At 48.4% G+C, this 23,507-nt stretch carries 23 protein-coding genes and 1 tRNA gene; 15 read left to right on the top strand and 9 right to left on the bottom strand.

What is annotated here, in order from left to right:
* The first annotated feature begins 58 nt into the window (after nt 1-58).
* From FHS16_RS15245 to FHS16_RS15235, 3 genes are read left to right on the top strand one after another with little or no spacing between them, the layout of a single operon-like run.
* Entirely contained in the window at nt 59-1,186 is a 1,128-nt protein-coding gene (locus tag FHS16_RS15245; protein ID WP_183563882.1) for a glycosyltransferase family 4 protein, read from the top strand.
* A gap of 33 nt (nt 1,187-1,219) precedes the next feature.
* Complete coding sequence (locus FHS16_RS15240; protein ID WP_183563879.1) at nt 1,220-2,506, top strand: metallophosphoesterase family protein; 1,287 nt, start codon at nt 1,220-1,222, stop codon at nt 2,504-2,506.
* A 47-nt stretch (nt 2,507-2,553) separates the two neighbouring features.
* Nucleotides 2,554-5,778, top strand: coding sequence for an AAA family ATPase (locus FHS16_RS15235; RefSeq protein ID WP_183563876.1), 3,225 nt, complete (start codon nt 2,554-2,556; stop codon nt 5,776-5,778).
* A 28-nt stretch (nt 5,779-5,806) separates the two neighbouring features.
* On the opposite strand, the gene FHS16_RS15230 is transcribed toward FHS16_RS15235, so the two are convergent.
* Nucleotides 5,807-6,847, bottom strand: coding sequence for a YkvI family membrane protein (locus FHS16_RS15230; protein ID WP_183563873.1), 1,041 nt, complete (start codon nt 6,845-6,847; stop codon nt 5,807-5,809).
* Between the two features lie 119 nt (nt 6,848-6,966).
* On the opposite strand from FHS16_RS15230, the gene FHS16_RS15225 reads away from it, so the two are divergent.
* The gene (locus FHS16_RS15225) at nt 6,967-8,256 is read left to right on the top strand and encodes an ArsB/NhaD family transporter (protein ID WP_183563870.1); all 1,290 of its coding nucleotides are present in this window, start codon (nt 6,967-6,969) and stop codon (nt 8,254-8,256) included.
* Between the two features lie 4 nt (nt 8,257-8,260).
* On the opposite strand, the gene FHS16_RS15220 is transcribed toward FHS16_RS15225, so the two are convergent.
* Nucleotides 8,261-8,971, bottom strand: coding sequence for a hypothetical protein (locus FHS16_RS15220; protein ID WP_183563867.1), 711 nt, complete (start codon nt 8,969-8,971; stop codon nt 8,261-8,263).
* A gap of 274 nt (nt 8,972-9,245) precedes the next feature.
* Between FHS16_RS15220 and FHS16_RS15215 the strand changes: the two genes are divergently transcribed.
* The 3 genes from FHS16_RS15215 (at nt 9,246) to FHS16_RS15205 (ending at nt 10,589) form a co-directional block, all read left to right on the top strand.
* A complete protein-coding gene (locus FHS16_RS15215; RefSeq protein WP_183563864.1) occupies nt 9,246-9,815 on the top strand; it encodes a xanthine phosphoribosyltransferase in 570 nt (189 codons plus the stop codon).
* Nucleotides 9,816-9,897: 82 nt separating this feature from the next.
* A complete protein-coding gene (locus FHS16_RS15210) occupies nt 9,898-10,218 on the top strand; it encodes a hypothetical protein (protein ID WP_138752003.1) in 321 nt (106 codons plus the stop codon).
* A 134-nt stretch (nt 10,219-10,352) separates the two neighbouring features.
* Nucleotides 10,353-10,589, top strand: coding sequence for a hypothetical protein (locus FHS16_RS15205; RefSeq protein ID WP_183563861.1), 237 nt, complete (start codon nt 10,353-10,355; stop codon nt 10,587-10,589).
* Nucleotides 10,590-11,002: 413 nt separating this feature from the next.
* Here FHS16_RS15205 and FHS16_RS15200 read toward each other — a convergent pair whose 3' ends face one another.
* Nucleotides 11,003-11,644: a copper amine oxidase N-terminal domain-containing protein gene (locus FHS16_RS15200; protein WP_183563858.1), complete on the bottom strand. Its 642-nt coding sequence runs from the start codon at nt 11,642-11,644 to the stop codon at nt 11,003-11,005.
* A gap of 155 nt (nt 11,645-11,799) precedes the next feature.
* On the opposite strand from FHS16_RS15200, the gene FHS16_RS15195 reads away from it, so the two are divergent.
* Nucleotides 11,800-12,198, top strand: a complete 399-nt coding sequence (locus tag FHS16_RS15195; RefSeq protein WP_183563855.1) for a hypothetical protein — start codon at nt 11,800-11,802, stop codon at nt 12,196-12,198.
* Between the two features lie 379 nt (nt 12,199-12,577).
* Here FHS16_RS15195 and FHS16_RS15190 read toward each other — a convergent pair whose 3' ends face one another.
* On the bottom strand, nt 12,578-13,135 hold the full coding sequence (locus FHS16_RS15190; protein WP_281379122.1) for a TetR/AcrR family transcriptional regulator: 558 nt from the start codon (nt 13,133-13,135) through the stop codon (nt 12,578-12,580).
* A gap of 363 nt (nt 13,136-13,498) precedes the next feature.
* Here FHS16_RS15190 and FHS16_RS15185 point away from each other — a divergent pair, with 363 nt between their 5' ends.
* The 3 genes from FHS16_RS15185 to FHS16_RS15175 all read left to right on the top strand — a co-directional run bounded on the left by FHS16_RS15185 (nt 13,499) and on the right by FHS16_RS15175 (nt 16,103).
* On the top strand, nt 13,499-14,506 hold the full coding sequence (locus FHS16_RS15185; protein ID WP_183563849.1) for an oxidoreductase: 1,008 nt from the start codon (nt 13,499-13,501) through the stop codon (nt 14,504-14,506).
* 786 nt (nt 14,507-15,292) lie between these two features.
* A complete protein-coding gene (locus tag FHS16_RS15180; protein ID WP_183563846.1) occupies nt 15,293-15,547 on the top strand; it encodes a hypothetical protein in 255 nt (84 codons plus the stop codon).
* A gap of 244 nt (nt 15,548-15,791) precedes the next feature.
* Nucleotides 15,792-16,103, top strand: a complete 312-nt coding sequence (locus tag FHS16_RS15175) for a hypothetical protein (protein WP_183563843.1) — start codon at nt 15,792-15,794, stop codon at nt 16,101-16,103.
* A 67-nt stretch (nt 16,104-16,170) separates the two neighbouring features.
* Here the strand turns inward: FHS16_RS15175 and FHS16_RS15170 are convergent.
* A tRNA-Leu gene (locus tag FHS16_RS15170) sits at nt 16,171-16,254 on the bottom strand.
* Between the two features lie 81 nt (nt 16,255-16,335).
* Between FHS16_RS15170 and FHS16_RS15165 the strand changes: the two genes are divergently transcribed.
* From FHS16_RS15165 to FHS16_RS15155, 3 genes are all read left to right on the top strand, one after another.
* Complete coding sequence (locus tag FHS16_RS15165; protein WP_183563840.1) at nt 16,336-16,935, top strand: xanthine phosphoribosyltransferase; 600 nt, start codon at nt 16,336-16,338, stop codon at nt 16,933-16,935.
* A 79-nt stretch (nt 16,936-17,014) separates the two neighbouring features.
* The gene (locus tag FHS16_RS15160; protein ID WP_183563837.1) at nt 17,015-17,443 is read left to right on the top strand and encodes an Rrf2 family transcriptional regulator; all 429 of its coding nucleotides are present in this window, start codon (nt 17,015-17,017) and stop codon (nt 17,441-17,443) included.
* A 177-nt stretch (nt 17,444-17,620) separates the two neighbouring features.
* Entirely contained in the window at nt 17,621-18,523 is a 903-nt protein-coding gene (locus tag FHS16_RS15155) for a divergent polysaccharide deacetylase family protein (RefSeq protein ID WP_312890914.1), read from the top strand.
* On the opposite strand, the gene FHS16_RS15150 is transcribed toward FHS16_RS15155, so the two are convergent.
* Nucleotides 18,488-19,189, bottom strand: a complete 702-nt coding sequence (locus tag FHS16_RS15150) for an N-acetylmuramoyl-L-alanine amidase family protein (protein ID WP_183563835.1) — start codon at nt 19,187-19,189, stop codon at nt 18,488-18,490. The genes FHS16_RS15155 and FHS16_RS15150 overlap by 36 nt on opposite strands.
* Nucleotides 19,190-19,254: 65 nt before the next feature.
* On the opposite strand from FHS16_RS15150, the gene FHS16_RS15145 reads away from it, so the two are divergent.
* A complete protein-coding gene (locus FHS16_RS15145) occupies nt 19,255-19,521 on the top strand; it encodes a YqzE family protein (protein WP_246431763.1) in 267 nt (88 codons plus the stop codon).
* Here FHS16_RS15145 and FHS16_RS15140 read toward each other — a convergent pair.
* The 3 genes from FHS16_RS15140 to FHS16_RS15130 form a co-directional block, all read right to left on the bottom strand.
* Nucleotides 19,512-20,405 carry a hypothetical protein gene (locus FHS16_RS15140; RefSeq protein ID WP_183563832.1) on the bottom strand — a complete coding sequence of 298 codons (894 nt, stop codon included), beginning with the start codon at nt 20,403-20,405 and terminating at the stop codon, nt 19,512-19,514. The two genes, FHS16_RS15145 and FHS16_RS15140, sit on opposite strands and share 10 nt — an antisense overlap.
* Nucleotides 20,406-20,528: 123 nt before the next feature.
* Nucleotides 20,529-21,491, bottom strand: coding sequence for a YqhG family protein (locus FHS16_RS15135; RefSeq protein ID WP_183563829.1), 963 nt, complete (start codon nt 21,489-21,491; stop codon nt 20,529-20,531).
* The gene (locus FHS16_RS15130; protein ID WP_183563826.1) at nt 21,488-23,311 is read right to left on the bottom strand and encodes a DEAD/DEAH box helicase; all 1,824 of its coding nucleotides are present in this window, start codon (nt 23,309-23,311) and stop codon (nt 21,488-21,490) included. Before FHS16_RS15130 ends, FHS16_RS15135 begins: the two co-directional genes overlap by 4 nt.
* Between the last annotated feature and the right edge of the window lie 196 nt (nt 23,312-23,507).

The following is a 23,507-nucleotide window of genomic DNA, read 5'->3' as shown; positions in this document are numbered from 1 at the left end:
ACGGTAATCGAATAGCTGAGATATTTGCATGATGTTTGACCTCGAAAGGATGGGACGCATGAATATTTTACAAGCATTGTTTTTTCCACCGGAGCAGCCGGGCGGAGTTTCTTCCATGATCCCGTACATTCAAGATCGTTTTATCAAGCTTGGCTGGCAAATGGAGTTGTTCTCATTGCCGAAGCGTGTACGCAGCAAAGGGCAAGAGGAGGTTCAATTCGAGACCTTCGACCACACGGTCTACAGCGGGAATACAATGGTAGACAAATATATACAAACCTACAAAGATTACGTATGGTGGACCAAAATGAGAATTAAAAAGCCGTACGATATTATACATGCGCATCATCCGATTGCCGCGCTTGTTATGAAGCAGCTGTTCCCGGATACACCGCTAGTCGTTACCATCCATTCCAGCTACGAGCGAGAGCTAATCTTGAATGGGAAAATCAAAGAGGGCGGACCCGAGCATCTTTTTCTAATGAGCCTTTACGGAGAACTTGAAGCGAAAGCGGATCATTTGCTTACGGTATCTGAATCGTTCCGATCTTATATTGCACCGCATATCAACCATCCGGAGAAAATTAAGGTCATTCCGAATGGGTTTGATGAAAAACGGTTTAAGCCGATTTCCCATGAAAATGCCGTCACGCAGCTTATTACTGTATGCAGGCTCGTCCCAGCAAAAGGACTCGACGTGCTGCTCCATGCCTGTGCAGAGTTGAAGCGGAGAGGACATCCGTTCGTACTCCATATTATCGGAGACGGACCGATTCGCGAAGAGCTTGAAGCATTGGCGGTCGAGCTGGACTTGTACGATGATATTATTTTTTATGGCTACATGCTGCATCCAGAGGAATTCATGCCGTTTTTTGACGTATTCGTGCTGCCTTCGCGAGCTGAAGCATTCGGTTCCGTGTTCGCTGAAGCGGCGTTATGCTGGCTCGCTCTTGTTGGAACTAATGTGGGGGGCATAGCGGAGCAAATCGAAGACGGCATCAACGGATTGCTTGTCCCGCCTGAGAACCCGGAAGCACTTGCCGAAGCGCTTGAGAAGGTCGTTACCGACCCTGCCTATCGCTACCATCTCGCAAGAGCAGGCTCGGAGAAAGCCAAAAAGGTATATTCGTTGTCGAGGGTAATCTCGCAGCTGAAGAAAGTCTACGTTCATATGAAGCCGGAATAACGGTTTATTCTATGGGAATAGGTGGTGTCGCCGATGTCGGTGCCTTTTCGTTTCATTCATGCGGCAGACTTGCATCTGGATAGCCCTTTTCGCGGGCTTGCCAGTGCGCCTGCCCCTGTTAGGGAAGCTTTAATGGAATCAACCTTTGCAGCGCTTCGGGAGCTGACGCAAGCTGCCATTCGGAACCAAGTGGATTTCATTGTATTAGCCGGAGATTTGTTCGATGAGGCGGATCGCTCTTTGCGGGCTCAGCTTGCTCTTGTGAAGGAGTGGGCAAAGCTGGAGGAGCATGGCATTGCCGTTTATGTCATTCATGGGAACCATGATCCGCTGAGCGGGGCGCGCGCGGAGCTTAAGCTCCCGTCCAATGTTGTTGTTTTTGGATCGGATCAGATGGAATATCGGCCGGCTTACCGCAGAAGCGGTGAGCTGGCTGCCTTTATTTACGGCAGATCTTATGGCACCCGCATCGTGACCGAAAATATGGCTGCCGCCTATCAGACTCAGCCGGAGGCTCCATTTCATATCGCGATGCTGCATGGCAACGTCGATGGCGACGGTACTCATGATCCTTACGCGCCATGCGAGCTGCAGGAGCTTATCGGCAGCAAAGGGTTTGATTATTGGGCGTTAGGCCATATACATCATCGCCGTGTCTTGCATGAGTATCCCCATGTCGTATACGCAGGAAACTTGCAGGGTCGAAACCCTCGTGAAACGGGTGCCAAAGGCTGTTTGATGATTGATGTGACGGCTGCCAAAGTGTTGGATCTTTCTTTTGTCCCGCTTGACAGCGTGCGCTGGCTAGAGCGGAGCATGTCAATAACAGGCATTGGCAGCGAGCAGGAGCTGCTGCTGCAGCTTGAGGAGCAGCTGGATCTTGCACTGACGGAGTCGGATGGCCGGATGGTCATGCTGCGTATGGTCTTGAATGGCCGAGGACCGCTCCATCATAAGCTAATGGAGCCGGTTGTCACTCGTGTTCTGCTTGAGCAGCTGCAGGAAGGCAGAGCCTTAGACGCAGGTGAAAGGTGGATCCATGTCTATGCGCTCGAAGCGAATACAGGAGCCGAGATTCGTACAGAGGAGCTTGAAGCTGAAGACAGCTTTGCCGGTGAGCTCTATCGGATGAGCATGGAGCTGTCGAAAGATCAGCTGAAATGGCGCGCATTCGCTCAGGATGCGATAAAAGGCGCAGCCAGTCATGCCAAGCTTGGAAGGCTGCTGCGAAGCGAATGGGAGGAGCTTCCGGAACATTGGCTCGAGCAGGGGCGTGAGCTTGTGCTTGGACTGCTGCACGGAAATGAACGGGAAAGCTGAAAGCATCTGTATCGTTTTACGTTAATTGACTTGGAGGAGACAATCGCATGAAGCTCTTGAAGGCTGAAATTGACGGTTTCGGGCAGCTTTACAGCAAACAAATTTCGCTAGATGCGCCTGTTATTGTTGTATATGGCCCGAATGAAGCAGGCAAAAGCACAATGTTTGGTTTTATTCGATCCATATTGTTTGGATTTGCGAAACGAACGCTGCCCAATGAGCGCCAAGAGCCGATAAACGGCGGAAGGCATGGAGGGAGACTGATCGTTAGAGGTGCTGGCGAGGAGTCTTTTTTTGTTGAACGTTATGCTACGGATGGCTCTGGCAAGCTGACGCTGCGAAAGATTGCAGGCATGCCGGGTGCAGATGAGACGCACCCTGAGGCAGCAGCGCTTACGCAAGTGGAATGGGAGCGCGATTATTTGGGCGGTGTCAGCGAGAAGCTGTACCGACAGCTTTATGCGATTACGCTTACGGAGCTGCAGGAGGTTGGTGCGCTGTCCGGTGATGAGCTTGGTCGTTATTTGCATCAAGCAGGCTGGGATAACGGCAAGACGATCGCGATGGCAGAGAGGCGTATTGCCCTGGAGATGGAACAGCTGTTCAAACCGCGCGGTACGAATCAGCAAATGAATCAGCAGCTGAAATCGCTTGATCAGCTCGATGGGGAGCTGCGCAAGCGGGAAGATGCGATCCTCGCTTACAATGCATTAAAAATACAGTCGGCAAGCGTGGATGAGTCGCTGAGCCTGCTTGAGCAGGAGAAGCCTGGGAAGGAAGCGAGACAAGCGCTTTTAGGCAAGGCTGTATCCTCAAGGCAGATATGGCTGCGAAAGCAGCAGCTGCAGATCGAGCGGGAAACCATCGCGTATGCAGGCGCGATTGATGCCCTTGACGAAAAGAGCTGGATGGAGCTGCTTAGGCGAAGAACAGAGCTGGAGAGTGAAAGCGAGCGGCTGCGGCAGAAGTCGCTGCTTCTTGAGCTCCAACAGGAGGCAACGGTCTATGACGATGGAATCATCACGCTGACGGAGGAAGCGGAGGCTTTGCTGCTAACGTCAGAGCATATTCGGCAGTTGAAGGAGGATGCGCAGCTGATTGCGTCCGAGCTTAGCGAGCATGACGAGATGATTGCAAGACTGGTTACCAGCATTGCGCCGGAATGGACGGAGCGTCAGCTTCGCGAAATGCATGTCACCGTTGCCGATCGCGATTACGTGAGGACCGCGAGGCAGGAGGAGCTTGATTACACGCGAACCGCGGAACGGTTCGCGGCGGAGCTTGAGACGCTAAAGCAGCAGGAGCGGGAAGCGTCGGCAGCATTCGAGGAGGCGAGTTCCGCCGCCATGCGGGAGGCGCAGCGGCGAGCGCAGCTTGGGGACAGCACCGGATTCGAGGTGCTGCCGCTTGCGCGAGATGCGCTGAAGGGGGCGTGGAACGCCCTGGACAGCGCGCTGCGCGAGTGGGAGCTCGAGCGGGTGCGCTCTGCCGGAGCGGGCTCCGCGCGCGATAGCGCTGCGGGCGGCGGGACGGCGGCAGCAGGGCGGGGCGGAGCCGGCCTGCTGTGGGCTGCGGCGGCGGGAGCGGGCGGAGCCGCGCTGGCGCTTGGGGCTGCCGCGCTTGCCGGGGCAGGCGGCGGATCGGGGGTTGCCGCGCTCGCGCTGGCTGGAGCGGCGCTTGTGCTTGCCGCTGCAGCTATGCTGCGGAAGCGGGACACCAGAAGCAGAAGCTACCGCAGAAATGGAAGCAGCCAGCAGGCATTAAGCCAAATGGAGCAGCGAGTATATCAACGATTGGAAGCGCTCGTGAAGAAACCGCAGGAAGCAGCCGCTGCCTTGCTTGCTTCCAAACAAGACAGCTCGCCAGAGCATCTGCTCGCAGCAGAGCAAGCACGTACGCAGCTGCGAGCTGCCGTGGAGCAGTGCCTCGAGGCGCTGCAGCACAGCGAGCGCCTCGACAATAGCAGCAGCGAGCTCGCACGCCGCCTGGAGCGGCTGCACGCGCACGCTGCAAGCCGCAGCGAGGCAGCCGCCGCCGCTGCGCAGACAAGACAAGCCGCCGCCCGGCAATGGGCCGGCTGGCTTGCAGCTCGCTCGCTGCCGGCGGGAATGTCCCCGGCAGCTGCGCTGGAAGCCTTCGAGCTCGCCGAGCAAGCTTTGCAGCGGCTGCAGCAATATGACCGCTTGGCAGCAAAGCAAGCCGCCGCGGACAAGCAGCTGGCAGCATATGCCGAGCATGCCGCCAAGCTGTGCGGGCATCTCGAGGAAGCGAAGGCGCAGCTTGCGGCTGATCCCACGCTCGCGCTGCGGCTGCTGCATGCGGAGATTCGCCGGCATACAGCAGCCATGCAGGAATCGCTCGGCATACGATCGCGCCAGGATGAGCTGTTAATAGCGCAGCGGGCAGCAGATCTGCAGCAGCAAGAAATCGCTAATCAGATGGATTTGCGATTAAAGGAGGCCGGACTTGCAAGCCAAGCCGAATATGAGCTGGCGATCGAGCATCGTCGTTCGTTACGGGAGCTTGAGCTCGAATTGTCCAAGCTTACGCTTGAGCTTACTGCGGGGATGTCCAGTGAAAGAGCGCAGGCGCTGGAGAAGCTGTATGCCTCTTACGATGAAGACGAGCTGCAGTCCATGCAAATGGAGTCGCAAGCAGTAATTCAGACGATGGAGAATTCGAAAAGGGAGCTTCTGGAGCAAAGGGGAAGGCTCAGGCAATCGCTTGATCAGCTTCTGCGGGAAGAGGAGCATCAGAAGCTGCTTTCCGATAGAGCAATGACCATTGCGAGCTTGGAGAAGGATGCGGAGCGTTATGCGGTGCTGGCGGTTAGTTCTGCATTAATAAGCAAAACCAAGCGTATTTATGAAGAGGAACGACAGCCTGTCGTTCTAAGGAAAGCATCTGAATTTATCGGAAAGCTGACGGATGGCAAGTATATTCGGGTCTTGTCGACACCTGGTGAGCCTGGCATCAGGCTGGAATCGTCCGAAAGACGAATCATTGACAGCGGAATGCTCAGCAGAGGTACGGCGGAGCAGGTTTATCTAGCCATGCGGCTGGCTTTGGCAGAGGAAGCCTCGCGTGGTGCCAAGCTTCCTCTTATGTTAGATGATGTATTCGTTAATTTCGATCGGAGCCGGCTGCAAGCCGTTACCGGATTGTTGTCGGATCTATCCCATGAACGACAAGTGATAATCATGACCTGCCATGAGCATGTCCGCGACGAGATTCTTTCAAACGTGAAAGAGGCTTTGTTGGTTCAGCTGTAACCTGACCGGCAAAAGCGCTTGAACAGACTCAGCTTGCCGATACTCGTTTGCGGATGATGAGTATGAGCCAGCCGAAGCTTACCAGCCCAAATAAAGGATACAGCGTGGACAGCAGCATGCCGAAGCCGATTTGACTGGCTACATAACAGATGGCAAGGATAAGCAGAACGATTAAGCTGCGCGCCCATTTGAGGCGTTCGTGGAGCTGGAGGGTCAGGCCGTAAATGTCGGCAATCAGCGTGGTGAAGATCTCTGCGAAAATAATAAAAATATAAATGAATTGCACGCTCGGACCTAGCTGGCGCGCGATTCCGCCCATCGGAATGGCGAATTGCTGGATGCCCGGCATATGGACCGACAAGGCAATGTGGCCGGCGAGCAGCATGAAGCCGATGCCGATGCCGCCGACCCATGAACCGGCTATGATGACTTTCCTGTCATTGATTTCTGCGCCTAGAGGGACGAGCACGGCCTGTGACATAGAGAGATTGAATGCGGTGTACAGAAATGGCGAAGCCCATGCGGCCCATATGGAATGGTCGCTTGCAAGCGTAAGGAACTTGTCTGCGCCTGGCGTATGGAACGTATCGATCATAATGAGCACCGTAAAAAGAAGCATGACAGGAACGACGATCGCGTTAACCGTCAGAATAGCGTTCATGCCTTTTCGCAGCAGGAAGTAGCAGGCTGCAATTGTAATCAGCAAACCGGATTGATATGAAATATTCCAATGCTCGTAGAAGATGGTGCCTGCACCAGCGAGCATGACGGCTGTTACACCAAGCAGCACAACCAGCATGAAATGGCTGATCAGCCTTCCGTATTTATCGCCGAATAAAGCTTTGTTCAAGTCCTCGTATGATTTTGCTTTAATCTGGCTGGCGATGAGCATCATTTTGGTGCCTAGCCATATGAATAAAACGGTTGACAATGCAATGGTGATGGAGCCCCAATACCCGAATCGGGTGAAAAACTGCAATATTTCTTGACCAGTGGCAAAACCTGCGCCTACAATTGTTCCCATGTAGGTGGAGGCGATTTGCAACACCTTACCAGTACGTTTCCACATCGTCTACCGTCCTCCGTTCGATGACCTCTTCTATATAGAAGGTATGTCCAAACCGGGACAGGCATGACTTTTTTCAAAATTTTACATGTTGTTCGAAATATGCAGCCAGGAGCACAATCATGTCCTTATTTATTACGTTGACCGTATTTATTGCGGCCTTAACCTTCATATTAATAAAACCTAAAGGGATTAACGAAGCCTTTATCGCCCTGGCGGGTGCCGCTTTATTGTTTGCGGCGCAACTGCTGAAGCCGGAGGATGCGGCTTACATCTGGGGTTTTGTCTGGAATGCGACTTTCTCGCTTATTGGCATTATGCTTTTTACGTCGCTGCTCGATTATAACGGTTTCTTTCGATGGGCAGCCCTACATATCGTTCATCGTTTTCATCAGAGGCGGCTAGCTTTATTTATAGGCTTGTCTATCATGGCCGCTATGATTACGGTGTTTTTCAACAATGACGGGACCATACTTATAATGGTTCCCATTGTGCTTGAAGTAACATCATTGCTGAAGCTGTCGCGAAGCGAAAGATTAACGTTTTTAGTCGGAGTTGGATTTATGGCCGATACCGCAAGCGCACCGCTCATGATGAGTAATCTGACGAATATATTGACGGCAGATTTCTTCGATATTTCCTTTGGCGAGTATGCTTCGCGGATGCTGCTTCCTGGTATGATCGCGATTGTGGCTACGATTGTCGTATCGGTTGTTTATTTCTGGGAGCCGATAGGGAAGACATCAACAAAAAAAACAGCTCAGAACCTATTCCCTGAACCTGCTTCGGCAATCGCACATAAGCCTTTGTTTTATTTATCTTGGGTGAACATTGTACTAATGATGATAGGATATTTAGGCTCGGAGAGGATTGGCATTCCGGTTGCGGCAGTCGCGCTCGGCTGTGCGGCGATTCAATGGATAGCTTCGGCTTCAGCGAGGCGCGCGCCATTCAAGGAAACGATTCTGCGGGTGCCATGGCTTATTATTTTGTTTGCCTTGTCAATGAATTTAATCGTGTATAGCCTTCATGTGCATGGAGCTACAGCGTGGTTTCCAGAGGTAATCGAGCGAGCTGCGGAAAAAAGCGAGCTGGTAGGCATCTTTGGATCGGGCTTGCTGTTTGCGATGCTTGCGGCTGCTATTAATAATTTACCTGCCGTATTGATCTCGTCGCTTGCCATTGAACAAGTTGGCGGTCCAGATTATTTGCCTTTTGCGAGCCTGCTCGGCACTTCGATCGGTGCAAAGCTGACCCCAATCGGATCGCTTGCCACCTTGTTGTGGATTCAGCTGGTAGGGCAAGGAGGCATAAAAATAAGCTGGCGCGAGTATATGAAATACGGGCTTGTGTTAACCTTACCTATATTGCTGCTTGCATTACTCGGCTTATGGATGCTGGATTGGTCGTAGGGATTCAGTTAAGAGCGAGCAACTTAATTGAAACAATCTCATTATGGACGGGGTCAAGATCAAGTTTGAGCAGAGCATTAATAGTTTCGTAAGTAAGCAAATACGCGGTTTGCTTCTCGGGTTTTCCGAGTGTGCGCAGCGCCAGCTCGGGCTTGTCTCCAACTTGAAGGCCGCTTAGCCCCGCAGAGATGTTTTTGCCGAACACTTCGACAAATTGAACGGACTGAAAAGGATTGATGCCGATAGCGAAGCCGTCATATTCAAGCACGGTAATGGGCTCGCTTTCTTCGTCGAGCTTGTAACTGTCAAGCGGGACGCCGAAACGTTTTGTAATCGCGGAATGATCGTTTCCGATGGAAACGCCTTTGAGCATCGGCTGATCGGGATTCCATTCGGGATCTTCACTTTCTGTTTGCACGGAAGCCTTCGTATCCTTATCCTTGCGAACCGTGGAGGTTTCGGCGCTTGCATCGCTGCTTGTATCTGCCGCGTTCCAGTATGGCTCAACAGGGCTTAGCTCGCCGTCTTCCGTTTCAATATAATTTTTCTGGGGAGTGTCGGGCGAATCGTTTTGATCGTTCCTGGGAGAAACGACGTTGCTGGTTGTGCCAGCTGTTTCTTTGGGAATTGCGCTTTGGCAGCCGGTTAATAGAATGATAAGCGCGGAAGCAGCAAGCATTGCCGTTTTTGCAGGTTTTTTCTGGTAAAGGTTCAAGATGCACGCTCCTTTCTCGCCTATTTATATAATCGGTATGTAAGTTTATTAGTATAAGGAAAATTGAATTTTCAAGTATTAGCAGTGGCAAGAGTCTATTCTATTAGACGCTGTTTAAGTGGAAAAAGTTGCTCTTTTTTACCGGTGATTTGAAATTATTCCTAACAAATACTTTGAATTCATAAGCATTCCTATTGATGCCTTCCATAGGGTTGCACTTTTTGCCTGACCTATGGTACGTTATCAAAAAGGATTTTGGTGGAGGTAATGAAAGATGGAGAGCTTAAAAAAACGCATTTTAGCAGAATCATCCGTATTGTCGAGCAATGTACTGCGGATGGATGCTTTGATCAACCACCAGGTCGACCCGCAATTGACAATGGAAATGGGACAAGAGTTTGCTAGGCGCTTTGCGGAAGAGCATATTACGAAGGTTATAACGGTGGAATCCTCCGGCATTCCTGCAGCTTATGCGACTGCATTTACGCTTGGCGTGCCGCTTGTATTTGCTCGTCGGAAGAAGACGCTGATTGCGGATCCAGATGCATACGTAGAGCGCGTGCCTTCCTTTACAAAAGGTATGGTTACCGATATTATGGTATCCAAACAGTTTCTAAATGATGAAGATCGGGTATTGTTCATTGATGACATTATCGCAAATGGCGATGCCGCTCGCGGTTTAATCAAAATTATTCAGCGCTCAGGCGCGACACTGATCGGCCTTGGCGTCGTAGTCGAGAAGTCATTCCAAGCCGGAGGCAGAACGCTTCGGGAACAGGGAATTCGTGTAGAGCCGCTCGTGCGTATTTCATCACTTGATAACGGTGAAATTCAGTTTGAGTAGAATGTTCCAGCACAAATGCTCTTTTCCCATTCGGCATTATCGCTTATAATGATACAGAAGTGATCGAGGGGAGGCACATGTTATGGGGGAAATGTCTGCAGAGTTTATGTATACGAAGCTAAGCGGCGCGAAAGTCCACTTTGAGCGTGCATTGGATTGTAAACATACGGAATTTGATGATCTATATCCTTATATGATTGAGCATCCACAGTTTTTCTGGTACAAACGCTATGTAGCATGGTCAGAGCTGTTAACGATCGTGAAGCTGTGCGATGAGCTGTCTATTGAATGGCGGGAACAGTTTACTGACCGTCAGAGCGAATATATTGGCAAACGCGTCATGTCATCGCGAGTGCTCGATGAGTGGTATGAAACCAATGATGCCAAGGAGCATGCTGGCTAACGGAATGGTATTTCGGCAGTGTGCCGATGATTACCTTATAGGTGAAAGAAAACCTCAATGTATGCGTGAGCATCCATTGGGGTTTTTCAATACCTTAAAGAATGGATAGGCTTTAAAAGGAGGGAGGAACGCAAATGATAAGCGAAGAGCAGCTGGATGCATTTCGTGTCAGCGGAGCAACCATTAGGGTAGTAAGAGATGCAATGGAAGCGAACGACGTACATGGCATCGTCGTCGCTTGGGATGAGACTTCTGTCGTTATTCGGCGGCCCAGTCGACGCGTGGTGAAGCTAAGCCGTACATACAGCTTTGCGCCTGTGTCTGAGGAACGTGTGAATTTATTCGATAACAAGACTTCTATCAGTGAGTAATCTGTACTAAAGGAAGAACCTCCGACTTTTTCTGGCGGAGGCTCTTTGGCTTTTTTTATGAGAATAAGTCTTAAAGCTGAGCGATGTAAACATCACGTTAAAGTTAGCAACAATAGAACTGAAATCATGATCAGCTTCATGAATATCCTTCATGTCTTGTCTTAGTTACATAAAACGATGATATTATTCTAAATGTTGTCATTTTTCCTTTATTGCGTTTCCAGCATATGGTGCCAGAAACGTGTTTAAGCCAGCTTGTGAAGGAATCTTACAATAGGAAGCAGCAAGAGAAGGAACTCTTAAAGGTTAACCGTCAAGGTTCATTTATCACGGATAAAGTAGATGGATTGGACAGCTATCTAGGCAGCGCAGCTGTACTTAGATCGTTGATGAAGTAGAGCCTATTCTGACGATTAAGGCATGATCACTCCCCAAGACTCTCTGTAATTGAAGGAAGAAGGAATCCATTTGCTTCCAGACTTCTTCATTTTAACCTCAATTGTTCCTGTCGTATATGCTTCATAAACATGCCATTCAACAGAATAAACAACTTTGAATGTATCAAGTCCATCCCAAGTTAAGCTCCCAGAAAGTTCCTCATTGTCCGCTTTTTCAAGAAGATGTACCCACTCTTTTTTCTTGGAAATCGCATTTGAAGTTATTTTTAACGCTTCACTTGTCTGCAATGGAGCAACCGAAGACATAAGGTTGCTGTTTCCTGCGGTAAGCGTTGCGGAGTCCCAACCAAACGGGTCATTAGCAAAAAATATGCTGCTTACTTCACGAAGCTGAACATAAACTCTTCCATCAATGAGTTTAACGAATGGACCAACTTTTGCAATTAGCTTCTTTTCATCTTTCTCAAGAGAAGCAGTCTTTGTTTTAGAATCCCAATTGATTTTAGCTCCCAACGTTACCCCTGTTTCCCGTATAGGAACGAATACTCTCCCAGCAATCAACTTTCCTCCGTCTAACTTTGTGATAGCTGCGTGAGCAGAAATCGGGCTCAAGAGTAGTCCGGTTGCTAAAATTCCAGAAATAATTATGTTTCTCATGCTGTAACCTCCAGGATATGATAGGAATTGTAATAAATGCGGCTCAAGGATGTACTCCAAAAATGCGAATTGTTTCGATATTTTCATTATGGAATTAGCGCAACAACAGCTTATTTGGTACGTATAACGCCATAGAAAGGAAGGGGTGACTGTCTGTGAAGCTTAAATACCTTGCTTTATTAACTCTTGTTATGATCATTGGTTCTTTGGTATCAGGTTGTGGAGGTCCAACAAAAGAAGAAGTCATGAAAGAATTAAAGCCATCAGAGACAGAAAAATATGCGATTCATTTGTTTTATAAAAACGATCTTCCTGACAGTGAAACAACAGAATTGAACCTCTTTCATAACTCTAATCCTGAAATAACAAAAGAAATCATTAAAGTTCAGTTTTGGGATCAAGAACAAGAAAGTAATATGGATTGGGCAGCAGCAATAGGTGTTAAGGAGTTTCCGATGTACGTTATTGTTGACATCAATGGGATCGCATTAGAAACCCCGTTTTTGAGTCAGGTAAAGGAATATTTAGGGAAATCATTATTGAATAATTCCTAGCTGCTTCAATTTTTGAATGAGCTATTGAGCAGAGAGGCGCGCTTTGAGTCAAGTAGGGCTGGCTTCAGATCATATTGAGATCTATTCAAAATACTTTCGCGTTAATGATTTCCTTATTGACCATTCCCTCTGCGTAAATAAAACCAAGAAAAATGGTCGGCCTTCAATACACCACACAGTCAAAAATGAAACTAAGGCTGCCAGTAGCTGGCAGCCTTAGTTTCATTTTGATAGGTGACTTCAGTTCGTGCGACTTAGATGTCGCACACTTTGATTTACGTAGATTTTTAGGATTTAGGAAGTTTTATTGAAAAATAAAAAGCAAAAAAAGCCGCCTTACAGTAAGCTTTCCAGCTAGCAGAGAAGAACCATTCCTCTCTTAAGCGGTAAGAATAATTCGGAGCAAGTCTTCAATCAATTGGCGAAGCTCCAACGAGTTTCGGGCGACAATTTTAAACCCTCGCGATGCGCTTGTTAAAAGATGAGCCAATTTCTCTGGAGAAAGGCTGTTTGGGCTGCCGGAGGATGTTGATCGCGATTCCAAAATAGAGATCAGAACGACTTCGAGTTTATTGTAGCTTGCGTCGAGTGCCTCCTGGGCGAATTCGTAAGAGCTGTCGGTCATTTCTTTTACTTCCGGAGAGTTCAATGATTGATCAAAATTGTTAATTGACCACACTTCGAACGCATATAAAATTTTGTCTTCAGGCGTTTTCTTGGAAGAAAGTCCTTCCACAATTTCTTCAATGAGCGTGTCGCCATAATGTAGAATCGTAGCGTTAAAAACTTCCTCCTTGTTCTTGAAGTACAAATAGAGACCAGCACGTGAAATACCGGCGGCCTGTGCTATTTCATTCATCGACACTCGCTTATAGCCATACTTGAAATACACGTCCAATGCTACGGTTATAATATGCAGTTTCTTTTTGTCGTCCATGAATTTATTATTATACACTTTACAATCTTTGTCCAGTCGTATAATATAGACACATAGACATTTTACGTTTTTTGTCTAAATAAATAGCGAGGGAGATCTATCATCATGATTAAGGCATAAATCAACACTGTCGAGCAAAGGCTGCCATATTTATTTGGTGGACATCGCGGCGATTGTTCCTGCGGATAGCAAGCTTATGACTGGCGTACGTGAATAGGCTATCGAGCAAACTTGCCGAAACGCTTTGGACCGTTAGTGGTTATCACTTACGTAATACTTCAAAATTTACGGGATTATTCAAATAAAGATTTTATCAGCTATTCAAGTCATATTTTTCATAAAACATTTAAAGGAGAGCATATTATGACAACGAAACAAACTCCCATCGGCACCGGCTATGGAGCGTCTTCGACAGCCGAAGACGTTATCAGGGGTATTAACCTATCCGGCAAAATTGCTATCGTCACCGGCGGCTATTCCGGTCTTGGTCTTGAGACCGTGCGTGTGCTTCGTTCTGCTGGAGCCAAAGTCATCGTCCCGACACGTGATCGCAACAAAGCCGCGGCCGCGCTTGCGGACATCGATGGCATTGAAATTGAAGGAATGGACTTGCTGGACCCTGCCTCGATCGATGCCTTTGCTGAGAAGTTTCTTGCCTCAGGTCAGCCGCTGCACATTTTGGTAAACAGCGCAGGTATTATGGCATCCCCTCTTACACGCGATTCGCGAGGTTATGAATCCCAATTCGCGACGAACCATTTGGGCCATTTCCAGCTTGTCGCGCGGCTGTGGCCTGCGCTGTGCAAGGCGAACGGAGCGCGGGTGGTTTCAGTTTCTTCCTGGGGACATCACTTTTCCCCCGTCGTGTTCGATGATCCCAACTACGAGCGACGTAATTATGACCGATGGGGGGCCTATGGTCAGGCGAAGACGGCGAACATTCTCTTCGCGCTCGAGCTTGACAAGCGTGGCCATGCCGACGGTGTACGCGCCTTTTCCCTTCATCCGGGCAGCATCGTCGGCACAGGTCTCGAAAAACATCTCTCGAATGAGGAACTGCGTGCGGCGGGCGTCATCGACGAAAACGGACAGCCTGTTCTCGACCCAACGAAAAATCTCAAGACCGTAGGGCAAGGGGCTGCTACCAGCGTGTGGTGTGCGACGAGCCCACAGCTTAACAATAGGGGGGGCATTTATTGCGAGAACTGCGATATCGCCCCTCTCGGGCAGGACGCTGAGTCCGAATTTCATTTGGACAACAATTCGACATTAACGGACTCCGGCGTGATGCCATATGCGGTTGATCCCGATGCGGCAGAACGACTATGGCGCCTTAGTGAACAGCTGATAGGTTTAACGTTTGCAATATAGAAGAAAAGTGATAGGGCAGCAGAAAGCCTTTACTCGCTGAGGGCGTTCTGCCACCTAATATTCTCACCTACCAATGCTTCAGCAATCCCGTTAGCAATGGGAACGAACCTGACTACTGGACAGCATATCATTAACTAAACAGAGAAACGGGACAGCCCAGGACTAATTCTGCGCTGTCCCATTTTTTGGTATAATACGAGCAACTGGCGTATGTGTGAAATCGTTTAATGCTCCGATGAAAAAAGTAGTTTTGCTTCATATTATGCAGAGGGAGAACGATAGCTTAATAAGGATATGAGGTCGGACAGTGAGAAGGAACGGCTGCTTTACCAGGTTAACGAGCATCATAGCACATTGGTTCAAGCTGCAATAGTGAGATAAAGGAGTTAAGACATGGGGTACTTATCTCAGACCCCACTGATGAAGAATCATGTAATGTCTATGACCATAAACGAAAAATGAAGTTTATTGCCAACCCTGAAAACGTAACTCTAGAAAATGTTGCAGATTCGCTGCCAGTTAACATGTTATAATAAGAGACTAATTTCATTTATGTAAAATATAAACAACAAAAGGAGCTTAATCATGGATTCGATTTTATTTATTACAGCTTGGGCTATTATTGGCATTTTTATTGGTGGAGTCATTGTTTTGGTTAAGGCTAAATTCAAGAAGTAATAAATTATTTTAAGATTTGTTTCCTGAAAAAGTTGCAAACGCTTTTGACAGTTTAGTTTGCGCTAAATGATTTAAATCAATATATGAGATAGTGATTAAGGGGATTATATGAGAAAATATCAGCTTCTTGAAGAATCAACTAACCCAATAAAAAAAGTAATGTTATATGAAACGCATGAAGGAGCGTACGTTTTTTTATATCATACTTATGAAGATAAGCCATGTTTTGCGGACTATTGGTTTGAGCTGGTAGAGGATGCCGATGATTACTGTAAAGAGAATTTAAATATAGTAGATAACAATTGGCGTATGCTTGATGACCCCAAAATCGGATGCCAGCATGATTTAATTGAATGTACATAAACTTGGATTTAATTAAAGGTAACTTCGATTTTAGAAATTCCTATAAAATGGTATAATGAAGCTTCGTCAATCCTTAGAGAATAAGATTCATTAATGCTGCAAAAGGGAGAAAAATCGACATGAAAAAAGATGATTTCGGTAATCGAATGAAGGATTACGAAATTGCTTTTCGTCACATATTGCCTCGGAGGCTTCCAGTCATTTTAAGAATTGATGGCTGCCACTTCACACGTATACTCGTGGTTTGATTAAACCATTTGATGAGAACCTAACGAATGCTTTATGTGCAAAACAATCATTAGTCGATGATAATACGAATCCAACAAAATTGGATCGTCAGAAATATATGGATGCTGCCAGTGGTCATGGATATAAAATAATCGGCTACTTTTTTGAACCCAACATAGATGAATCTTTAATTCGAAATGAACTTCGTAATGAAAGAGAAATGGTTCCGATCGTTGGAATTAAAAGTACGCTTGGAAAATTGCAGAGACCCGAATTCGCAAATGCGGTGACTATAACAAAAAAAAGCACACTAGCATCTGTTTATTAAAAACAGAAAGCCATTGTGCTATACTTATATTATTTAGACCGAATAAATGCCATTTCTTCATAGAGGATGCGGCCGAGAGGACTCGAACCTCCACGGCTGTTACACCACTAGAACCTGAATCTAGCGCGTCTGCCAATTCCGCCACGGCCGCATAACTTGTTTCAACAGAAGATATCATAACATGATTTTGGTGGAAATGTCAATATTATTTTTGAACAATGGAGGAACGGTTGTGAAGCAATTAGAACAAAAGATTATTGAAGAAGGTATCGTATTAAATGAAAATGTGCTGAAGGTGGATTCATTCTTGAACCATCAAGTCGATCCGCAGCTTATGTATAGCATTGGCCAAACTTTCGCGGCACTCTTTGAAGCGCAAAAAATTACAAAGGTGCTCACGCTCGAATCCTCAGGCATTGCGCCTGCTGTCATGGCTGCGCTGCAAATGAACGTCCCGCTCGTGTTTGCACGAAAGCGCAAGTCGCTTACGCTCAAGGATGACCTGTACACGGAGAGCATTTTCTCGTTTACGAAGCAAGAGGAGAGCGAGGTTACCGTTTCGCGCAAGTTCATAACAGCAGAGGATCGTGTGCTGATTATTGATGATTTTCTCGCGAACGGCGATGCAGCACTTGGTTTAGCGAAAATCGTAGAGCAAGCACAGGCTTCGGTGGCCGGGATAGGGATTGTGATCGAGAAAGCATTTCAGCCAGGCAGAAACAAACTGGTTGAACTAGGGTATCTTGTTCATTCATTAGCAAGGATTGCCTCTCTGTCGGAGGGCAAAGCAACGTTTGTCGCTGACCCGAATCGTACAGACCGCAGCGTTTAATTGACAATTCAAGGATCATGTAACTATAATGCTTACATAAAGATGGTATCGGTTTTTGACCATACAGGAGGTGAACACGTTGACTAGCAATAGGTTTGCCGTTGCCGTTCATATTATGACGTTGCTTGAGACGAGTAAGACATCACGTCTGACATCAGACATTATCGCTAGCAGCGTGAATACAAACCCTGTCGTCATACGAAGAATTATGGGAATGTTGAACAAAGCGGGGCTTGTCTTGACAAGCGCAGGCGTTGCAGGTGCCGTCATCACTCGGCCGGCAAATGAAATTACGTTGAATGATATATACAACGCGGTCCATAACAATGGACAGGATGAGCTGTTTGCTATCCATGAGCAGCCTAATCCTGATTGTACGGTTGGCCGCCATATTCAGTCATCGCTGGAAGCCGCTTTTAACGAGGCGCAGAAGGCGATGGCAGATAAGCTGGCCGGCATTACGCTCGAACAGATTTCATTAGATGTTATGAGCAAGGCGGATGAATAAACAGTGATAGAAGAAGAGGCCTGCATAGGGTCTCTTTTTTGCTGTGTTTTTGTTGCTGCTGCATGCCAGTTGATTTTATTTGGGTGAAAATGGAAACGGCTCAATTGTGATAGGGTTAGCATATTTCCCAGCATTTTCACAAACAATGATAGTAAAAGGCGAGAGGTGCGTGCAGCAGTGGGCAGACAGCAGAAAGATCAGACATGGGAAGTTAAGGTTCGGCATTCGAAAAGCTGGGGGCATATGAGCGTTAAAATTGCGGCTGTAATGATATTATGCGGTTTATATTCGGCAGGAGCCGGCATGACCAGCTACGCGCTCTCGGAAGATTGGGCCGGCTCAGCCTTGCAAGAGACGTCGAATCAACAAGAGCAGCGTGCTGTCGCTGTTGTGATTGACGATTTCGGCAACGGAATGAATGGAACGGCGGAGATGATGAAGCTGCCCATTACAATAACGGCAGCGATTATGCCATTTATGCCAACAACGAAGCAGGATGCCGAGGAAGCGCATAGACTCGGCCACGATATCATCGTACATATGCCCATGGAGCCGAATAAAGGCTTGAAGAAATGGCTGGGGCCAGGCGCATTAACGACGGATTTGAGTGACGAAGAGGTTAAGAAACGGGTAGAAGCTGCAATTGATGATGTGCCGCATGCGATTGGAATGAATAATCATATGGGCTCCAAGGTGACGGCTGACGAGAGAATGATGCGGATCGTTCTTGGCGTATGCAAGGAGCGAGGGTTGTTTTTCCTGGACAGCCGAACCACCTATAAAACAGTTGTTCCCAAAATCGCCGAGGAGATTGGAGTACCGATCGTCTCGAATGACGTGTTCCTTGATGACGTATACTCCGTACAGCATATCTCCAAGCAAATCGGTGTGTTGCGCAAGCATTTGGAATCGCACGTCAGCTGCATTACGATCGGACATGTAGGGCCTCCCGGCAAATTTACAGCATCGGTCCTTCAGCAGTCGATCCCTGTTATGCAGCCAAACGTGCAATTTGTAAAATTGACGGCGCTTATACGCGGCAGCTCAATGAACGATCCACTTGTACTGCCTAATTCCTGAAGCGATGGCTTCGGCCACCTCTTGCTGCCGAACGGGATCTGTCAGCATGGTGCGGTCTGCCGCACTGCTTATGAAGCCCATCTCGACGATGACCGAAGGGTCCGCTACTCGCTTGAGCAAATAAAACGGCTTTCCTTCACGCGGGAGGAAGGCCGTATTTTGTTGGCGATTAAGCGCGTCTTGTATGCAGAAAGCCAGCAAGGAGCTCTCGCCGCTGCTTTGATGCAGGACCAGCGGTCCTCTCTCCGTCGGTTTTTTGGACCAATTCACATGCAGACTGATGAGCAGCTCGCTATCGATCTCTTCCGTTAGCTGACGTCGCTGGGACAAATCCTTGCGATGCCTAGAGCGGGTAAGATGCCAGCGATTGTCATCGCTTAAGGCATAGTCGCCATTGCGGTTAAGCACCGCGGGAATATGCTGGCTGCGAAGAACCAAGTAAAGCTTGCGCGCAATCGCGAGATTAATGTCTTTCTCCAAAATATCGGCTGCAGATGCACCTCCATCGATACCCCCGTGTCCGGCATCGATAATGACAACAGTAGTGGGAAGCGTCCACTCCTGTCTGGAGCCAACCGGCATCAATGGCCAAGCGTCCGCGCTTGTCGAGCTGCTGCATAATGCAAGACATAGTGCGATCGAGCCAATTATTAGTGTACGAAACATAATGGTTGTTCCTCCAGATCACTTAGACTTATGCTTAGCGTGGCTTTTTGGAGGGCAACTCATTCATGTTTACATTCGGCTGGTCCGGGGCAAACTTAATGTATCATCTTATTACTGAGCTGAAGGAGGCGGGACTTATGGCAAAAGGCGATGAGTACGTGAAATATATGGCAGAGCAATTCGTGGCTTATATCGAAACGCCGAGGGAAGAGCGGAAACAGACGCGAACATCAGCCAAAGCACGCAGGGAACCATGGCTGACGCGGTGGTTCGGATGGGGACCGATGAGCATTATTTTGTGGTGGAGAGGGCTCGTTTCGCGTCAGCGGTAGAAGCTGCCGAGTTCAATTAACAAAGATACTGGGATATAGCGCCTATCCGAACCGTCCTCGCTTGTTTCGAGTGCAAGGTATATCGGACCGTTGTCCCATTTATGATAACCGACTACAGACCACACATACCTCATTTGATCTTGGAACAGCTCTGCGGTGTATCGGAGCTGTTCTTTGTTGTTTATTCGAACAAATAACGGAGAGTAGGCATGCGCGTTTACCGCAAGCGGCTTGTCGGTCAGCCAAGGCAGCCGGTCGTACGTTTGGAATGAAGGCAGGCTCAGCTGTTTCATAATTTTAGCAGGCTTACGGATTTGCACCGGAAGGGGAGCAGCCGATTTTGCAGCGGCAGCCGCGATCCAATCTTTATCTTGAATAGGCAGGCTTTCGCCACTGGATGAATCGGTGTAATAAGATTGTTTGCCATCGGCTATTTTCCATACTGACAGCAAGGGGTTAATGTAAAGAGGTTCGATTTGTGACGCTGGCTGCAGCAATTCAAGCTGCTTGACCGATCGGGATAATGTTCCTTGGTCGAAAGGAGGCGTGCTGCTTGTCCCATATTCACCTAGTTGATAGCCGCCTGACTCAAACGCATGTACAATCAGGTATCCAACGGTTTGCTTTTGAAGCTTTACGAGAACCAGCCAGCTATGCGTACCTGGGCCAATTGGTGATATAACCAGGTCAGCTTTCTTCCACGCGGCAAATGAATGTTGGGACGACAGCTCTTGCACCCATTGCTCGGCTTGCTGCTGAACAGGCTCGTAGGTTGCTGCAGGAGTGGAGAGCGCAGAAGCGGGTTGCTGCTGCATCCCGCCAGCATATAGCACAATTGCGGTTAGGACGCATGCTGCTGTCAGCTTTATGAATTTTTTTCGCAAAATGATCACCTCTTTGCTATTGTATCGGACATGCCCCAAGAAGGCTGTTGCAACCTGTCAGGTAAAGGCGGCCGCATGACCGCCTTTTTTTGGCGTATTGCAGCAGATATCGTCAATTTCATGTCAGTCGATGCCCTCAAGATGGAAGATCCCGCAGTTTATAGCGGATGCGGTCACACGCGGCTCATATTGCCACCTGATCTCAGATTGACGCTGGGCGAATTGTTCTTGGATAGCTGGTTTGTTATCCGCCAAGGCATGCTCAACAAGAGGTTCATAGTACCCGCTTATTCGCTCAAGCTCCTCTTCCAAACGTGCAGAAGCGCTCTCTGCCCAGCTGTAGTCATATGCCCGCAGCTTGCGCTCTAGCGTTTGCTCCACGATGCTGAGCGCTTTATTGTAAGAGATCCCGTTTTTGGTAATGTGAATATTCGCAGGCAGGCGCGGTGTAAGCTTATGGGTGAGCAAACGATCATAAAATAGCTCCACGCATTGCCCAGTCGCTAATGAAACGCCGAAGCAATGGATCTCCTCGCGTTTGCGATCGCAAGCAAATTCTACGCGCATATTGACGCCAAGCCAAGCCGTATAGGGTGTCGAAGAGAAAGGATTGGTGCTTCGCTTGTCTGGTTCCTGGAATAAATAAACGTAGCTTCCCTTTGCCTTGGCGGCGTCGAACAGCATATCCAGCTTACGAGCCCCAAAGAACAAGTCCTCGCGCGGTACGCGGGCAGGTGCGGCAAGATTGCCGTGAACGAAGCCGAGCGATCTCCCTAGTGCTGCATTGGCAGCTGCCTCCTGCGCATTTTCTGCTGGAGCTTGCGCGGATTTGATCGCAGCGTCGTTTATTTTGGCTTCCTCTGCAGCATCATATTTGTTCTTGTCCGTAACGAATAGAAAGGTCATCGTCTCGGGCTCGGCATTTACGCGGTCTACGAAGCTCCAATAGTAGGGACGATTCGTAAGCTCACGGTCTGCATGCGGCGAGAGCTTCACTGTAAAATGATTGGGTGATTTTTCTAAAATAGAGCATTCTGTCGCTTCTAGGTAGCGGTTGACGAACTTGTGCACCTGCTTCTCGTTCAAGGCTGCACCTCCACGGTTTGTCCAAGCGAATCCAAATTGACGATCAGGTCGGGGCTGGCAGGCTGCGGTTGATCACCCGTTATTACTTCTTCGCGGATCCGGCTAAGCGACGAGCCCAGATGATTCATTTTTTGCTTCAAATCAATGTCATTGCCTGATTCAAGCAGCACTTTGGCAAGCCGCTGTTCCAAGGAGCCGTCTCCTTTCTCGAATCGTTCGAGTATATGGTCAAGCTCACCGATGACGAGCTCGAACAAGTTGATTTTCTCATGCAGCAGGTTCACGATATGCTCCTCGATCGTGCCAACGGTACATAGATTGTAGATTTTGACGTCTTCCGTCTGGCCAAGTCGATGGACGCGTCCGATCCGTTGTTCTACCCTCATCGGATTCCAAGGCAGATCAAAGTTAATCATATGGTGGCAAAACTGCAGGTTGATGCCTTCGCCGCCTGCTTCCGTTGCAATGAGAATTTGTGCGCGTCCCCGGAACAAATCCATCATCCAGTCCTTTTTGCCTCGATTCATCCCGCCGCGGTAAGGCACGGCAATCATGTTCTGTGCCCGGAAGAACTGCAGCAGATACTCCTGCGTAGCCCGATACTCGGTGAAAATGATGACTTTATCATTCATCTCCTTGACGAGCTCCATCGCTTTCTCGGCTTTCGTATTCGCTTTTATATTTTTGATTTTCTCGACAAGCTCCCATATACGCGGACGCATCGGAGAATCCTCGGCTGTTTTTTTGAATAGATTGACCAGCGTTAAAAAGACGGCATCGCGGCTGCTGCATACTTCGCGCTGCAATGTGACTAGGGAGAGCATGCTGGTTAAGTCGCCGCCGCTCTCCTCGTAACGCTCCTTCACAAATCCGGTTACCGAGTCATAAAGCGCCTTCTCGTCCTCGGATAAGGTGAGCGGGATGTTTTTGACAAATCGTTTCGTAAAGTGAATGCCCCCGTCGCCGCGGCGGTTGCGGATCATGACGCCGGACAGCGCTTCTTGGAGCTGATCCTCATTCTTAGGCACGCGTTTGTCTACGACAAAGTTGGCAGCAAAGTCGCTCAATCCGCCAAGCTGTCCTGGCTTTAAAAGGGTAATGAGATTGAACAATTCATCCATATCATTCTGAATCGGCGTGGCGGTAAGCAGCAGGCAATATTTCTTGCGCAAAAGGTTGGCAAATTGATAGTTCGTCGTTTTTTTGTTTTTAAGCTTATGAGCCTCATCAATAATGATGAGATCATAATCGGTGTTAAGCACGAGCTCGCGATGAGGCTCTCTCTTTGCCGTATCTATCGATGCTACAACTACGTCATAGCCCCAAGTATGCGCCTTTTTCTGGGCTACGGCCGAGATTCCGAATTTTTGATTAAGCTCGCGAACCCACTGCAGCACTAAGGAAGCGGGTACGAGAATTAAGACGCGTCTAGCCAACCCTCGCACGATGTATTCTTTGAGCACGAGACCCGCTTCTATCGTTTTTCCGAGTCCGACCTCGTCTGCAAGAATAGCCCGTCCGCCCATCTCGTGCACAACCTTGCGCGCCGTGCTGATTTGATGCGGCATCGGCTCGAAAGAAGGAAGCGACCGAAGGCAGAGCAGCTGCTCGAAGCTTTCTATTCGTTTTGCTTGCTCGGCTTCCATAGCAAGCTGGTATAGGGTCCAATCATCCCATGGTCCGCCGCGTGTCTGGCGATTTTGCAGCTCCTCGAACCAGGTGCGGTCGCACTGCAGGTCGACAAGCGGATGCAGCTTGCGCGAGGTAATAGCTTGGCCGACTTCGGCTGAAGCAGCCTGCGGCGTTGTTTGAAATGTCATCAAGTGCAGCTCCTTCCGCAGTATAAGGGATAAGTTGTAATCAGTATTGCCTTTTCATTCAATAATAATAAGATGCCGCATAAAAAAGAGTATGGACAAGCAAATTGGCGAGAGTGTGCATGTAAGCGGAGGAGATTGTTGGTTTCCGCCATTCAGAAGCAAGAAAATCAATATCTAGTATAGTATAATGTTTAAA

The organism is Paenibacillus endophyticus, from assembly GCF_014192395.1.
Taxonomy (GTDB): Bacteria; Bacillota; Bacilli; order Paenibacillales; family Paenibacillaceae; genus Pristimantibacillus; species Pristimantibacillus endophyticus.
Note: the sequence above shows the minus strand (reverse complement) of the source record. Positions and strands in the feature narration are given on the sequence as shown.

What these genes read in the sequence shown, in the direction of transcription:
- FHS16_RS15245 (WP_183563882.1), top strand. Translation starts at nt 59, where the DNA reads ATGAATATTTTACAAGCATTGTTTTTTCCACCGGAGCAGCCGGGCGGA.
- FHS16_RS15240 (WP_183563879.1), top strand. Translation starts at nt 1,220, where the DNA reads ATGTCGGTGCCTTTTCGTTTCATTCATGCGGCAGACTTGCATCTGGAT.
- FHS16_RS15235 (WP_183563876.1), top strand. Translation starts at nt 2,554, where the DNA reads ATGAAGCTCTTGAAGGCTGAAATTGACGGTTTCGGGCAGCTTTACAGC.
- FHS16_RS15230 (WP_183563873.1), bottom strand. Translation starts at nt 6,847, where the DNA reads ATGTGGAAACGTACTGGTAAGGTGTTGCAAATCGCCTCCACCTACATG.
- FHS16_RS15225 (WP_183563870.1), top strand. Translation starts at nt 6,967, where the DNA reads ATGTCCTTATTTATTACGTTGACCGTATTTATTGCGGCCTTAACCTTC.
- FHS16_RS15215 (WP_183563864.1), top strand. Translation starts at nt 9,246, where the DNA reads ATGGAGAGCTTAAAAAAACGCATTTTAGCAGAATCATCCGTATTGTCG.
- FHS16_RS15210 (WP_138752003.1), top strand. Translation starts at nt 9,898, where the DNA reads ATGGGGGAAATGTCTGCAGAGTTTATGTATACGAAGCTAAGCGGCGCG.
- FHS16_RS15205 (WP_183563861.1), top strand. Translation starts at nt 10,353, where the DNA reads ATGATAAGCGAAGAGCAGCTGGATGCATTTCGTGTCAGCGGAGCAACC.
- FHS16_RS15200 (WP_183563858.1), bottom strand. Translation starts at nt 11,644, where the DNA reads ATGAGAAACATAATTATTTCTGGAATTTTAGCAACCGGACTACTCTTG.
- FHS16_RS15190 (WP_281379122.1), bottom strand. Translation starts at nt 13,135, where the DNA reads ATGGACGACAAAAAGAAACTGCATATTATAACCGTAGCATTGGACGTG.
- FHS16_RS15185 (WP_183563849.1), top strand. Translation starts at nt 13,499, where the DNA reads ATGACAACGAAACAAACTCCCATCGGCACCGGCTATGGAGCGTCTTCG.
- FHS16_RS15180 (WP_183563846.1), top strand. Translation starts at nt 15,293, where the DNA reads ATGAGAAAATATCAGCTTCTTGAAGAATCAACTAACCCAATAAAAAAA.
- FHS16_RS15150 (WP_183563835.1), bottom strand. Translation starts at nt 19,189, where the DNA reads ATGTTTCGTACACTAATAATTGGCTCGATCGCACTATGTCTTGCATTA.
- FHS16_RS15145 (WP_246431763.1), top strand. Translation starts at nt 19,255, where the DNA reads ATGTTTACATTCGGCTGGTCCGGGGCAAACTTAATGTATCATCTTATT.
- FHS16_RS15130 (WP_183563826.1), bottom strand. Translation starts at nt 23,311, where the DNA reads ATGACATTTCAAACAACGCCGCAGGCTGCTTCAGCCGAAGTCGGCCAA.